The following is a 13323-nucleotide window of genomic DNA, read 5'->3' as shown; positions in this document are numbered from 1 at the left end:
CCCGTCCGACGGAGACCCCAGCACAGCAGAAGTAGCTACTGCACGAAGGGGAAGCCATGACAGCGACGACCGACGGAAGCACCGGGACCCCGCGGCCCCGGGCCGCCGCGGCCAGTGCACCAACCGGGACGGCTCCCGGCGCGGACGCGGCACTCGAAGCCGCCCGGCAGGCCGCCGAACGCGGCATCGAGCACCTGCTCGGCAGGCAGGACGCCCAGGGCTGGTGGAAGGGCGACCTGGAGACCAACGTCACCATGGATGCCGAGGACCTGCTGCTTCGTCAGTTCCTCGGGGTGCAGGACGAGAAGACCGTCCAGGCGGCCGCCCTGTTCATCCGGGGCGAGCAGCGGGACGACGGAACCTGGGCGACGTTCTTCGGCGGCCCCGGGGAGCTCTCCACCACCATCGAGGCGTACGTCGCCCTCAGGCTCGCCGGAGACCGGCCCGAGGACCCGCACATGGCCCGCGCCTCCGCCTGGATCAGGGCGAACGGCGGAATCGCCGAGGCCCGGGTCTTCACCCGGATCTGGCTGGCCCTGTTCGGCTGGTGGAAGTGGGACGACCTGCCCGAACTGCCGCCCGAGCTGATCTTCCTGCCCACGTGGGTCCCGCTCAACATCTACGACTTCGGCTGCTGGGCCCGGCAGACCATCGTGCCGCTCACCGTGGTCTCCGCGAAGCGCCCGGTACGGCCCGCCCCCTTCGCGCTGGATGAGCTGCACACCGACGCCCGCACCCCCAATCCGGCCAAACCCCTTGCGCCGGTGGCGAGTTGGAACGGCGCGTTCCAGCGGCTCGACACGGTGCTGCACGCCTACCGCAAGGTGGCCCCCCGCAAGCTGCGCCGGGCCGCGATGCGCAGCGCCGCCCGCTGGATCGTCGAGCGCCAGGAGAACGACGGCTGCTGGGGCGGTATCCAGCCGCCCGCCGTGTACTCCGTGATCGCCCTCCACCTGCTGGGCTACGACCTCCAACACCCCGTGATGCGGGCCGGGTTGGAGTCCCTGGACCGGTTCGCGGTATGGCGCGAGGACGGCGCCCGGATGATCGAGGCCTGCCAGTCGCCGGTGTGGGACACCTGCCTGGCCACCATCGCGCTCGCCGACGCGGGCGTACCCGCCGACCATCCAGCCCTCGTCAAGGCGGCCGACTGGATGCTCGGCGAGGAGATCACCCGCCCCGGCGACTGGGCCGTACGCAGGCCCCAACTCGCGCCGGGCGGCTGGGCGTTCGAGTTCCACAACGACAACTATCCGGACATCGACGACACTGCCGAAGTGATCCTGGCGCTGCGCCGCGTCCAGCACCCTCGGCAGGAGAAGTCCGAGGCCGCCATCGCCCGCGGGGTGCGCTGGAGCCTCGGCATGCAGTCGAAGAACGGCGCCTGGGGCGCCTTCGACGCCGACAACACCAGCGCCTTCCCCAACCGGCTGCCGTTCTGCGACTTCGGCGAGGTCATCGACCCGCCCTCGGCCGATGTCACCGCGCACGTCGTGGAGATGCTGGCCTTCGAGGGCAAGTCGCACGACCCGCGCACCCGGCGCGGCATCGAGTGGCTGCTCGCCGAACAGGAGGCCAACGGGGCCTGGTTCGGCCGCTGGGGCGTCAACTACGTATACGGAACAGGGTCGGTGGTGCCCGCCCTGACCGCCGCCGGGATCCCCGCCTCGCACCCGGCGATCCGCCGCGCGGTGGGCTGGCTGGAATCGGTGCAGAACGACGACGGCGGCTGGGGCGAGGACCTGCGCTCGTACGGCGAGACCGAATGGATGGGCCGCGGCCCCTCGACGGCCTCGCAGACCGCCTGGGCGCTGCTCGCGCTGCTCGCGGCGGGGGAGCGGGACGGCAAGGCGGCCGAGCGCGGCATCGCCTGGCTCGCCGAGAACCAGCGCGAGGACGGCTCCTGGGACGAGCCGTACTTCACCGGCACGGGATTCCCCTGGGACTTCTCGATCAACTACCACCTCTACCGGCAGGTGTTCCCGCTGACCGCGCTGGGGCGCTATGTCCATGGAGAACCGTTCTCCCTCAACAGCACCAAGGGGAGTTGATGGACACACCCCAGGCCCCGCAGCCCGTGCCGCTGGTGATCGCCTGCGCGCTCACCATCGAGCGGCTCGCGCTGCGCGGCGCCGCCCGCGCCGGCGCGGACACCCCGGTCACCGTGCTGCGCAGCGGCATGGGCCCCCGGGCCGCCGAACGGGCCGTCGCGCGCACGCTGGGCGCGCCCGCGAACCGCGACGCGGTGGTCATCGCCTCAGGCTTCTGCGCCGGCCTCGCCCCCGGGATGCACCCCGGGGACCTGGTCGTCGCCGGGGAAACCCGCGATCCGCGGGGCACCACTTCGTGCACCGACACCGAGGTGCTCGCCAAGGCGCTCGCCGAGGCACTGCCGGGCCGCACCGTCCACACCGGCCCGCTCACCGGCTCCGACCACGTCGTACGCGGCCCCGAGCGGGCCGATCTGAGGGCGACCGGGGCCATCGCGGTGGACATGGAGTCCGCCGCCACGCTGTGGGCCGCCCAGCAGGCCGGACCGCGCCCGGTTGCGGCCGTACGGGTGGTCGTGGACGCTCCAGAACATGAACTCGTCCGGATTGGCACGGTGCGCGGTGGAATATCAGCCTTCCGCGTTCTCCGTGCCGTCCTTCCCGCTTTCTTTGAATGGCACCGTTCTTTGCTGCTCCCCAGGAGGTGAGCCAGATGGCCATGCCGCTTCGCCAGTCCATCAGGGTCGGGACCTATCTCTTTGAACAGAAGCTGCGCAAGCGCAAGAAGTTCCCGCTCATCGTCGAGCTGGAACCGCTCTTCGCCTGCAACCTGAAATGCGAGGGCTGCGGAAAGATCCAGCATCCGGCCGGGATCCTGAAGCAGCGCATGCCGGTGGCGCAGGCCGTCGGGGCGGTCCTGGAATCCGGTGCGCCGATGGTCTCCATCGCGGGCGGCGAGCCACTGATGCACCCTCAGATCGATGAGATCGTGCGGCAGTTGGTGGCCAAGAGGAAGTACGTCTTCCTGTGCACGAACGCCCTGCTGATGCGCAAGAAGCTCAAGGATTTCACACCGTCGCCGTACTTCGCTTTCGCCGTGCACATCGACGGGCTGCGTGAGCGGCACGACGAGTCGGTGGCGAAGGAGGGCGTGTTCGACGAGGCGGTGGAGGCGATCAAGGAGGCCAAGCGGCAGGGCTTCCGGGTCACCACCAACTCGACGTTCTTCAACACCGACACCCCGCAGACCATCATCGAGGTGCTCAACTTCCTCAATGACGACCTCAAGGTGGACGAGATGATGATCTCGCCCGCCTACGCCTACGAGAAGGCACCCGACCAGGAGCACTTCCTGGGCGTCGAACAGACCAGGGAGCTCTTCAAGAAGGCGTTCGCCGGCGGGAACCGCGCGCGCTGGCGGCTCAACCACTCGCCGCTCTTCCTGGACTTCCTGGAGGGCAAGGCGGACTTCCCGTGCACGGCGTGGGCGATCCCCAACTACTCGCTTTTCGGCTGGCAGCGACCCTGCTACCTGATGAGCGACGGGTACGTGCCGACGTACCGGGAGCTGGTCGAGGAGACCGACTGGGACAAGTACGGCCGCGGCAAGGACGATCGGTGCGCGAACTGCATGGCGCACTGCGGCTACGAGCCGACCGCCGTGCTCGCGACCATGGGGTCGCTGAAGGAGTCGCTCAGGGCGGTCCGCGAGACCGTCCAGGGAAACCGCGGGTGACGTGATGGGCCTCGGAGAGCCGGTCTCCCTGGGGCTCCCCGCGCTGCCGGCCCGGCCGCTGGCGGTGCGCCGCACCTCGCGGCGCATCCAGGTCGGGTCGGTGGCGGTCGGCGGGGACGCGCCGGTGTCGGTGCAGTCGATGACGACGACGCGGACGTCGGACATCGGGGCGACGTTGCAGCAGATCGCGGAGCTGACGGCGTCGGGCTGTCAGATCGTGCGGGTGGCGTGTCCGACTCAGGATGATGCGGATGCGCTGGCGACGATTGCGCGGAAGTCGCAGATCCCGGTGATCGCGGATATTCATTTCCAGCCGAAGTACGTGTTCGCGGCGATTGACGCGGGGTGTGCGGCGGTGCGGGTGAATCCGGGCAATATCAAGCAGTTCGACGACAAGGTGAAGGAGATCGCGCGGGCGGCGAAGGATGCGGGTACGCCGATCCGGATCGGTGTGAACGCGGGTTCGTTGGATGCGCGGCTGCTGAAGAAGTACGGGAAGGCGACGCCTGAGGCGTTGGTGGAGTCCGCGTTGTGGGAGGCGTCGCTCTTCGAGGAGCACGGCTTTAGGGACATCAAGATCTCGGTGAAGCACAACGACCCGGTGGTGATGGTGAATGCGTACCGGCAGTTGGCGGCGCAGAGCGACTATCCGCTGCATCTGGGTGTGACGGAGGCGGGTCCTGCCTTCCAGGGCACGATCAAGTCGGCGGTCGCCTTCGGGGCGCTGCTGGCCGAGGGGATCGGTGACACGATCCGGGTTTCGCTGTCGGCTCCTCCGGTGGAGGAGATCAAGGTCGGCATCCAGATTCTGGAGTCGCTGAATCTGCGTCAGCGTCGTCTGGAGATCGTGTCGTGTCCGTCGTGCGGGCGTGCTCAGGTGGATGTGTACAAGCTGGCGGAGGAGGTCACGGCGGGCCTGGAGGGGATGGAGGTTCCGCTGCGGGTGGCTGTGATGGGCTGTGTGGTGAACGGTCCGGGCGAGGCGCGTGAGGCCGACCTGGGTGTCGCTTCCGGCAACGGCAAGGGCCAGATCTTCGTGAGGGGCGAGGTCATCAAGACCGTCCCGGAGTCGAAGATCGTGGAGACGCTGATCGATGAGGCGATGAAGATCGCCGAGCAGATGGAGAAGGACGGCGTCGCATCGGGCCGGCCCGACATCACCGTGCGTTGAACCTGAGCTTGATCGTGAGCTGAACAGGATCCGAAAAAGGGGGCCCGAGCGTGACGATCTTGGAGAACATCCGGGGGCCGCAAGACCTGCAAGCGCTGGACCAGGCGGCACTTGGCGAACTCGCCCAGGAGATCAGGGAGTTCCTGATCCAGGCGGTCGCGCGGACCGGCGGTCACCTGGGGCCCAATCTGGGGGTGGTCGAGCTCTCCATCGCCCTGCACCGGGCCTTCGATTCACCGGTCGACCGCATCCTGTGGGACACCGGGCACCAGAGCTACGTACACAAACTCCTCACCGGGCGGCAGGACTTCTCGAAGCTGCGCACCAAGGGCGGCCTCTCCGGCTATCCCTCGCGCGCCGAGTCCGAGCACGACGTCATCGAGAACTCGCACGCCTCCACCGTGCTCGGCTGGGCGGACGGGCTCGCCAAGGCGAATCAGGTGCTCGACAGGGACGGCCACGTCGTCGCCGTCATCGGCGACGGCGCGCTCACCGGCGGCATGGCCTGGGAGGCGCTCAACAACATCGCCGCCGCCCGGGACCGCCCGCTGATCATCGTCGTCAACGACAACGAGCGCTCCTACGGGCCGACCATAGGCGGACTCGCCAACCACCTCGCCACCCTGCGCACCACCGACGGCTACGAGCGGATCCTGGCCTGGGGCAAGGAGGTGCTCCAGCGCACCCCCGTCGTAGGGCAGCCGCTGTACGAGTCGCTGCACGGCGCGAAGAAGGGGTTCAAGGACGCGTTCGCCCCGCAGGGCATGTTCGAGGACCTCGGGCTGAAGTACGTCGGCCCGATCGACGGGCACAGCACGGAGGCGGTCGAGTCGGCACTGCGGCGGGCAAAGCGCTTCCACGGGCCGGTCGTTGTGCACTGCCTCACCGAGAAGGGGCGCGGCTACCAGCCCGCGCTCGACGACGAGGCCGACCGGTTCCACACGGTCGGCGCGATGGACCCGCTCACCTGTGAACCACTGGCTCCCTCCAACGGCCCTTCCTGGACAGCGGTGTTCGGAGCAGAACTGGCCCAACTCGGCGCTGAGCGGCGGGACATCGTCGCCATCACCGCGGCCATGCTGCACCCCACCGGCCTTAGCGCGTTCGCCGAGCGCTTCCCGGACCGGGTGTGGGACGTCGGGATCGCGGAGCAGCACGCGGCCGTCTCCGCGGCCGGACTCGCCACCGGCGGCCTGCACCCGGTCGTCGCCGTGTACGCGACCTTCCTCAACCGGGCCTTCGACCAGGTGCTGATGGACGTCGCGCTGCACAGGTGCGGAGTCACCTTCGTCCTCGACCGGGCCGGGGTGACCGGGGTCGACGGCCCGTCCCACAACGGCATGTGGGATCTGTCGGTCCTCCAGGTCGTACCGGGGCTCAGGATCGCCGCGCCGCGTGACGCCGGCCAGCTGCGGGCCCAACTGCGCGAAGCCGTGGACGTGGCCGACGCGCCGACGGTACTGCGCTTCCCCAAGGAGTCCGTCGGCCCCGACCTCCCGGCCGTGGCCAGGATCGGCGGCATGGACGTGCTGCGCCGCGACGAGGACGCCGATGTGCTGCTCGTGGCGGTGGGCGTACTCGCGCCGGTCTGCCTCCAGGCGGCCGAGCTGCTCGCCGGGCGCGGCATCCGGTGCACGGTGGTCGACCCGCGCTGGGTCAAACCCGTCGACGAACAGCTCGCCCCGCTGGCCGGGCGGCACCGCCTGGTGGCCGTCGCCGAGGACAACGTCCGTACGGGCGGGGTCGGTTGGGCCGTGGGGCAGAGTCTGCGCGATGCCGGGGTGGACGTCCCGCTGCGCACCTTCGGCATCCCCGAGCAGTTCCTCGCGCACGCCAAGCGCGGCGAGGTACTCGCGGACATCGGGCTCACCCCGGTGGAGATCGCGGGACGGATCGGCGCCGCGCTGGCGGCCACGGAGGAAGCCGCCGCGGCGGCCGAGAAGGAGAACGACGCATGACCGAAGGCGAGCCGAAGGGCTTCGCAGCACCGGGTCCGCAGGTCAAGGGCTTCGACCTGACGCGACTCCTCGCCGAGCGCGGGGCCGAACGCTACGAACTGCACACCAAATACCTCAACCATCAACTGCCGCGGATGCTGCACACCATCGGCTTCGACAAGGTCTACGAGCGGGCCGAGGGCGCGTACTTCTGGGACTCCGAAGGCAACGACTACCTCGACATGCTCGCGGGCTTCGGAGTGATGGGGCTCGGCCGCCACCACCCCGTCGTGCGCAAGGCCCTGCACGACGTGCTCGACGCCTCGCTCGCGGACCTGACCCGCTTCGACTGCCAGCCGCTGCCCGGACTGCTGGCCGAGCGGCTCCTCGCGCACAGCCCGCACCTGGACCGGGTGTTCTTCGGCAACAGCGGCACCGAGGCCGTCGAGACCGCGCTCAAATTCGCCCGGTACGCCACCGGAAAGCCGCGGGTCCTTTACTGTTCGCACGCCTTCCACGGCCTGACGACCGGCTCGCTGTCGGTCAACGGCGAGTCCGGGTTCCGCGACGGCTTCGCGCCGCTGCTGCCCGACACGGCCGTACCGCTCGGTGATCTCGCCGCGCTGGAAAGGGAGTTGAAGCGCGCTGACGTGGCCGCGCTCATCGTCGAGCCGATCCAGGGCAAGGGCGTCCACGAGGCGCCGCCCGGCTATCTGCTCGCCGCGCAGGAACTGCTGCACCGGCACAGGGCCCTGCTCATCGCCGACGAGGTGCAGACCGGTCTCGGCCGTACCGGGGACTTCTACGCCTACCAGCACGACCAGGGCGTCGAACCGGACCTGGTGTGCGTCGCGAAAGCGCTCTCGGGCGGCTATGTGCCGGTCGGCGCGACCCTCGGCAAGGAGTGGATCTTCAAGAAGGTCTACTCGTCCATGGACCGGGTCCTGGTCCACTCGGCCAGCTTCGGCTCCAACGCCCAGGCGATGGCGGCCGGGCTCGCCGTGCTGTCGGTCATGGAGGACGAGGGGGTGGTCGAGAACGCGCGCGCGACCGGTGATCTGCTGCGGACCCGGCTCGCCGCCCTCACCGACCGCTACGAGCTGCTCTCGGACGTGCGCGGGCGCGGGCTCATGATCGGCATCGAGTTCGGCAGACCGTCCTCACTGGGCCTTCGCAGCCGCTGGACCATGCTCCAGGCCGCCCGCAAGGGCCTCTTCGCGCAGATGGTGGTCGTGCCGCTGCTCCAGAAGCACCGCATCCTGACCCAGGTCTCCGGCGACCACCTGGAAGTGATCAAGCTGATTCCGCCGCTGACCATCGGGCAGCGCGAAGTCGACCGGTTCGTGGCGGCGTTCACGGCCGTGATGGACGACGCGCACAGCGGCGGCGGACTGATGTGGGACTTCGGCCGGACCTTGGTGAAGCAGGCGGTCGCCAACCGCTAGTGAGCCGCCTTTGCCTCAGAGGCAAAAAGTTTGCCCCTGAGGCAATGGCCTGTCTGAATGGAGTGCATGAGCACTCCTGCCGACGATGTCGCGGCGCTCCCCGGCGTCGCGTCCCGGCTGCGCGAACTGCGCCGCCGCCGCGCCCTCACGCTGGAGGCCGCCGCCCAGCGGGCCGGCCTCTCGCCCGCGCACCTCTCCCGGCTGGAGACCGGCGCCCGTCAGCCCTCGCTGCCGATGCTGCTCGCCCTGGCCCGTATCTACGGTACGACGGTCTCCGAGCTGCTCGGCGAGATGCCGCCCGAGCGCGAACCCGTCATCCGGGCCGGCCGCGCCGCGCCGCGCGAGGCCGACGGCTGGACGTACCACCAGACCGGCGGCCCGGGGCGGGCCATGCAGGCGCTGCGCGTCGAGGTCCCCTACGGCACCCAGCGGGAACTCGTCCGGGTCCACCCCGGCGAGGAGTGGCTCTACGTCCTGACCGGGCGGCTCCGGCTCAGCCTGGGGGATGCCACGCACGAACTCGACCCCGGTGACAGCGCGCACTTCGACTCGCTCACCCCGCACCGGATCTCCGCGGTCTCCCGCGGCGGAGCCGAGTTCCTCTTCGTACACACCCTGCTGCAGAGCCCGGACCCGCATCCGCACCACCCGCACAGCTGAGAGGACGGCTTGGTCATGTCCGAGCACGAGACCACACCCGCCACGCCCCGCAAGAACACCGAGGACACCGCGCAGACCAAGTTCCCCCGGGGCCTGGTCGTCCGGCTCTTCGCCTACCTCATCGCCGGACACATCTTCGCGGGCTTCCTCTACCTGCTGTTCGAGGTGGGCGGACGGTAGTCACACCCGTCAGTCACACCCCGTCCAGGAGCCGCTCGCGCAGCCGCTCTCGGGTCTCGGGCGCAAGGCCCAGGCCCTCGGAGAAGTAGCGCTCGGTGCTGCCCCAGGTCTTGTCGATGGTGTCGAACGCCGCGTGCAGATAGCTGGCGCGGGCGTCGAAGAGGGGGCTCAGGAGCTCCATGACCTCGGGGGACATCGCATCCGCCGACTCGCTGGTGCGGCGCACCTTGTAGCGGCGGTGCGGGTCGTTGGACTTGAGGTAGTCGGCCTCGATCGCGTCCCGCTCGACGCCGACCGCGAGCAGCGCCACCGCGATGGACAGGCCCGCCCGGTCCTTGCCCGCCGCGCAGTGCATCAGCGCAGGGACGCTGTCCTCGGCGAGCGCGTGCAGCACCCGGCTGTGCTCGGCCGTGCGCAGGGTGATGATCTCCCGGTACGAGTGGATCATCCGGTCCGCGGCCCGGCCGCCGGACAGGGCGGAGCGCAGTTCGTCCAGGCCGCCGTCGCGGACCATCTTCCAGAACTCCGCGCCGTCGGCCGGATCGCTCAGCGGAATGTTGATGTTGCGCACGCCCGGCAGCGCGATGTCCGGGCCCTCCAGCTTGTGGTCGCCCGCATTGCGGAAGTCGAAGACGGTGTGCAGCCCGAGGGTGGCGAGGAAGGCAGCGTCCGCCTCGGTGGCGTGCGCGAGGTGCCCGCTGCGAAAGAGCCGCCCGCCGCGCACCCGCAGACCGTCCACGGTCGGCAACCCGCCCACGTCACGGAAGTTGCGCACCCCCGCCAGCTCGGGCTCTGTCGAGGGGACCTGCGGAATCTGCTGGGTCACGGGGGCTCCTGACGTCGATCCGGGGTGGGCGCGGCCTGCGCGTCTCCCGACGATACGACATGCGTTTACGGGGCAACCTTCCCCGTGCGTACCGCACAGGCGTTGCCCCGGGGGCATCCCCACCCCGATCCTGTGCGTACGTGTGCGGATCTGGGGGTCGGGATGATTGAGATCGGTGACAACGGACGTCTTTGGCTGCTGTCCGGCCGGACCAGCAGCTATGCGTTGTACCTCACGGACCGGGACGAACTGCTGCACCTCCACTGGGGCCCCCGGATCTCGGGTGCCGACGCGGCGGCGCTGGCCCGCGTACCGCTGCCGCCCCCCTGGCCCTTCGAGTCCAGCCTGGACGGAGCGGAGGAGTACCCGGTGGAAGGCGGGCCCCGCTTCGTGCGCCCGGCGCTCTCGGTGCGTACGGGGGAGGCGCGGGGCACCGCATGGCGCTTCACGGACGCGGACGCCGACGGTGACGAGCTGCGGCTGGGGTTCACCGATCCCGTGAACGGGCTCGCGCTCACCCTGCACTACCGGATGCGGGACGACTTCGACGTCGTGGAACGGTGGGTCACCGCGGAGCATCAAGGGGCGGACGGCGCACTGGAGTTGCTGCGCGCGGACGCCGCGACCTGGACACTGCCGCAGCGCGACGGCTGGCGGCTCAGCCAGCTGCACGGCCGCTGGGCCGCCGAGTCCCGCCTCGTACGCTCCGAACTGGCCCCCGGCGAGCAGGTGATCGGCAGCCGGCGCGGGCACACCGGGCACCAGCACCTGCCCTGGGCCGCGCTCGACGCCGACGGCGCCGCGACCGAGGAGAGCGGGGAGGTGTACGGGTGCGCGCTCGGCTGGTCGGGGTCCTGGCGCATCGCGGTGCACCGGCTGCCCGACGGGCGGGTGCAGATCAACGGCGGTGCCGGGTACGACGATTCGGGTCTGGTGCTGCTTGCGCCCGGCCAGGCGTACACCTCGCCAGTGTTCGCCGGACTGTGGAGCGAGGGGGGCTTCGGCGGCGCGAGCCGGGAGTGGCACGCCTGGCAGCTGGCCCGGGTGGTTCCGCACGCCGACGAGGTGCGGCCGGTGCTCTTCAACTCCTGGGAGGCGACTCTCTTCGAAATCTCCGAGGACCAGCAGCGCGCCCTCGCCCACCGGGCGGCCGACATGGGTGTGGAACTGTTCGTGGTGGACGACGGCTGGTTCGGCGCCCGTACCCACGACGCGGCGGGACTCGGCGACTGGACTCCTAACCCGGGGCGTTTTCCTGGGGGGTTGAAGCCGTTGGCCGACGAAGTGCACGCGCTCGGCATGCGGTTCGGGATCTGGGTCGAGCCGGAGATGGTCAATCCCGACAGCGAGCTCTACCGCGCCCACCCCGACTGGGTGCAGTTCCAGCCCGGTCGCGCCCGCACCGAGTTCCGCAACCAGCTCGTCCTGAACCTCGCGCGCCAGGACGTGCGCGAACATCTGTGGGAGCGGTTGGACGGGCTGCTCTCCAGCGTTCCCGTCGACTATGTGAAGTGGGACTTCAACCGCTGCTTCACGGACGCGGGCTGGCCGGGGGAGCCGTACCCGCAGAAGCTGTGGGTGGAGCACGTGCACGCCTTCTACGCACTTCTGGACCGGCTGCGCGCCGCACATCCACGGGTCGCCTTCGAGTCCTGCTCGGGTGGCGGCGGGCGGATCGACCTCGGGGTGCTCTCGCGCACCGACCAGGTGTGGACCTCCGACAACACCGATCCGCTGGACCGGCTCGCCATCCAGCACGGCTTCAGCCAGCTGCATCCCGCCCGCGTGATGGCGGCCTGGGTGACCGACAGCCCCAACACCCAGCTCAACGGGCGGGTCAGCAGCCTCCGCTTCCGCTTCGTGAGCGCGATGGCCGGGGTGCTGGGCGTCGGCGGCGACCTGACCCGGTGGAGCGCGGCCGAACTCGCCGAGGCGCGCGACTGGGTCGCGCTGTACAAGGCGATCCGCCCGGTGGTGCAGCTCGGCGCCCAGTACCGGCTGCGGGCACCCGAGGGCGGTCTGAGCGCCGTCCAGTACACCCGGGGCGAGGACACCGTCGTACTCGCCTGGCTCCAGGCCCAGCACCACGGGGAGCGCCCGCCCGCGGTCCGGCTGCGCGGGCTCGACGCGAGCGCGGCCTACGAGTGCCTCGACACCGGGACCGTCCACCGGGGGGCCGTGCTGCTGCACCAGGGGCTCGTCACCGGCCTTCGGGGCGATCTGGACGCGGCGGTGTTCCGGCTGCGGCGCGTTGGCCGAGAGCGCCCCGCTCGGCCTGAACCACTGGGGTAACCGGGGCAGTTCGGCGCGCACACCGGAGCCCCGCGTTCCGTGCCGCGGGGCTCCCCAGCCCCTCTATTCCCGGTACGGGGAAACTGACCGGGTGGTCTATCTCACCCGCCGTCAACCCCTCCCTACGGTGGCGTAGGTCACTTGCGGGGGTGGAGGATAGGCCCTCGTGGCAGACGATTCGAGATCACTCAACAGCGGCACGTTCGGGTCGTACACGGCGATCGGCGACAGTTTCACGGAAGGCGTCGGCGACCCCGGCCCGGACGGGGCGTACGTCGGCTGGGCGGACCGGTTCGCCGTGCTCCTCGCGGACCAGCGGCCGGAGGGGGAGTTCCGCTACGCCAACCTCGCGGTGCGCGGCAAGCTCCTCGACCAGATCGTCGAGGACCAGGTGCCCCGGGCCAAGGAACTCGCCCCCGACCTGGTGAGCTTCTGCGCGGGCGGCAACGACATCATCCGGCCCGGGACGGACCCCGACGAGGTGGCCGAGCGGTTCGAACGGGCCCTCGCCGACCTGAAGTCGGCGGTCGGCACCGTCATGGTGACCACCGGCTTCGACACCCGGGGCGTCACCCTGCTCCGCCATCTGCGCGGCAAGATCGCGACGTACAACGGGCATGTGCGGGCCATCGCGGACCGCTACGACTGCCCGGTGCTCGACCTCTGGTCGCTGAAGTCCATCCAGGACCGGCGGGCCTGGGACGACGACCGGCTGCACCTCTCGGCCGAGGGGCACACCCGGGTCGCGCTGCGCGCCGCCCAGGTGCTCGGCCTCGACGTGCCCGCCGACCCGGACCAGCCGTGGCCCCCGCTGCCGCCGCGCAACACCCTGGAGGTGCGGCGCGACGACATCCACTGGGCTCGCGAGTATCTGGTGCCGTGGATCGGGCGGCGGTTGCGCGGGGAGTCCTCGGGCGACGAGGTCGCGCCCAAGCGCCCTGACCTACTGCCTCTCTGACGCTTCGTTAGATGTGATGGTTAGTCACATCCCAGTCCGGGCAGGGTTGATGGGCGCCTGCTTCCGGCCTGTACGCAACGGACGGGGCCCGGGGCCAGGAGCGGTCGCCCGCCCCGCCCCGGCCCGGG

At 70.4% G+C, this 13323-nt stretch carries 11 protein-coding genes; 10 read left to right on the top strand and 1 reads right to left on the bottom strand.

Annotated features, from left to right (window positions below; translation table 11 throughout):
* Positions 1-56: 56 nt before the first annotated feature.
* The 8 genes from shc to ACIBK6_RS17565 all read left to right on the top strand — a co-directional run bounded on the left by shc (position 57) and on the right by ACIBK6_RS17565 (position 9119).
* A complete protein-coding gene (gene shc / locus ACIBK6_RS17600; RefSeq protein WP_399052138.1) occupies positions 57-2051 on the top strand; it encodes a squalene--hopene cyclase in 1995 nt (664 codons plus the stop codon).
* Positions 2051-2698 (top strand): 1-hydroxy-2-methyl-2-butenyl 4-diphosphate reductase, encoded by a 648-nt coding sequence (locus ACIBK6_RS17595; RefSeq protein ID WP_399052137.1) that lies wholly within the window; start codon positions 2051-2053, stop codon positions 2696-2698. The genes shc and ACIBK6_RS17595 overlap by 1 nt, the downstream gene beginning before the upstream one ends.
* A 5-nt stretch (positions 2699-2703) precedes the next feature.
* Positions 2704-3726, top strand: a complete 1023-nt coding sequence (gene hpnH, locus ACIBK6_RS17590) for an adenosyl-hopene transferase HpnH (protein ID WP_399052136.1) — start codon at positions 2704-2706, stop codon at positions 3724-3726.
* A 4-nt stretch (positions 3727-3730) separates the two neighbouring features.
* Positions 3731-4897 (top strand): flavodoxin-dependent (E)-4-hydroxy-3-methylbut-2-enyl-diphosphate synthase, encoded by a 1167-nt coding sequence (ispG, locus tag ACIBK6_RS17585; protein ID WP_399052135.1) that lies wholly within the window; start codon positions 3731-3733, stop codon positions 4895-4897.
* Between the two features lie 50 nt (positions 4898-4947).
* The gene (gene dxs / locus ACIBK6_RS17580; protein ID WP_399052134.1) at positions 4948-6855 is read left to right on the top strand and encodes a 1-deoxy-D-xylulose-5-phosphate synthase; all 1908 of its coding nucleotides are present in this window, start codon (positions 4948-4950) and stop codon (positions 6853-6855) included.
* Positions 6852-8279, top strand: coding sequence for an aspartate aminotransferase family protein (locus tag ACIBK6_RS17575; RefSeq protein WP_399052133.1), 1428 nt, complete (start codon positions 6852-6854; stop codon positions 8277-8279). The genes dxs and ACIBK6_RS17575 overlap by 4 nt, the downstream gene beginning before the upstream one ends.
* A 66-nt stretch (positions 8280-8345) precedes the next feature.
* Positions 8346-8939, top strand: a complete 594-nt coding sequence (locus ACIBK6_RS17570) for a helix-turn-helix domain-containing protein (RefSeq protein WP_399052132.1) — start codon at positions 8346-8348, stop codon at positions 8937-8939.
* 15 nt (positions 8940-8954) lie between these two features.
* Positions 8955-9119, top strand: coding sequence for a DUF6126 family protein (locus tag ACIBK6_RS17565; protein WP_399052131.1), 165 nt, complete (start codon positions 8955-8957; stop codon positions 9117-9119).
* 13 nt (positions 9120-9132) lie between these two features.
* Here ACIBK6_RS17565 and ACIBK6_RS17560 read toward each other — a convergent pair whose 3' ends face one another.
* The gene (locus ACIBK6_RS17560; RefSeq protein ID WP_399052130.1) at positions 9133-9945 is read right to left on the bottom strand and encodes a tyrosine-protein phosphatase; all 813 of its coding nucleotides are present in this window, start codon (positions 9943-9945) and stop codon (positions 9133-9135) included.
* Positions 9946-10107: 162 nt separating this feature from the next.
* On the opposite strand from ACIBK6_RS17560, the gene ACIBK6_RS17555 reads away from it, so the two are divergent.
* Entirely contained in the window at positions 10108-12237 is a 2130-nt protein-coding gene (locus tag ACIBK6_RS17555; protein WP_399052129.1) for an alpha-galactosidase, read from the top strand.
* A 166-nt stretch (positions 12238-12403) separates the two neighbouring features.
* Complete coding sequence (locus ACIBK6_RS17550; protein ID WP_399052128.1) at positions 12404-13195, top strand: SGNH/GDSL hydrolase family protein; 792 nt, start codon at positions 12404-12406, stop codon at positions 13193-13195.
* The last annotated feature ends 128 nt before the right edge of the window (positions 13196-13323 follow it).

Source organism: Streptomyces sp. NPDC050485, from assembly GCF_044458185.1.
Lineage (GTDB): Bacteria > Actinomycetota > Actinomycetes > Streptomycetales > Streptomycetaceae > Streptomyces.
This window is presented reverse-complemented; position numbering and strand designations above follow the sequence as displayed.